1 protein-coding gene is annotated in these 596 nt (G+C 54.7%); it reads left to right on the top strand.

What is annotated here, in order from left to right; all coding sequences use genetic code 11:
- A partial coding sequence (locus tag ACTHUR_RS15985; protein WP_440399652.1) for an RNA ligase RtcB family protein occupies positions 1 to 596 on the top strand: 596 nt, incomplete at both ends.

Genomic DNA, 596 nt, shown 5'->3' with positions numbered 1-596 from the left:
TTTTCAGACGGCCTTGCTGTAGGTACGATTGGCGGCGGCAACCATTTTGCCGAGTTGCAAACCGTTGACACCGTTTATCGCACCGATTTGCTTCCGCCCGATTTTGATGAAAACCATCTGCAACTGTTGGTGCATAGCGGTTCGCGCGGATTGGGCCAGCAGATTTTGCAATACCATATTGCCGCCTTCGGGCATCAAGGTTTGGCGGAAGAGGGCGAAGCGGCGGCGGCCTATCTTGCCGAACACCAAACAGCCCTTGAATTTGCCAGCCTTAACCGCCGTTTGATTGTGGCCAGAATGCTTGACCGTTGGCGCGCAGAAGGAACATGCCTGCTCGATGTCCACCATAATTTTTTGGAACAAACCGAGATTGACGGCACAATCGGTTGGCTGCACCGAAAAGGCGCAACGCCCACCGATAAAGGCTTGGTCATGATACCCGGCTCGCGCGGCGATTACAGCTATCTGGTCCAACCTGCCGAAGATTGTCAAATTTCGTTGAATACCTTGGCTCACGGCGCAGGTCGGAAATGGCAGCGCGGCGAATGCAAAGGCAGGTTGTCGCACAAATACACTGCCGACAGCCTGCGCCAGAC

This window comes from Neisseria sp. P0021.S007, assembly GCF_051956855.1.
Note: the sequence above shows the minus strand (reverse complement) of the source record. Positions and strands in the feature narration are given on the sequence as shown.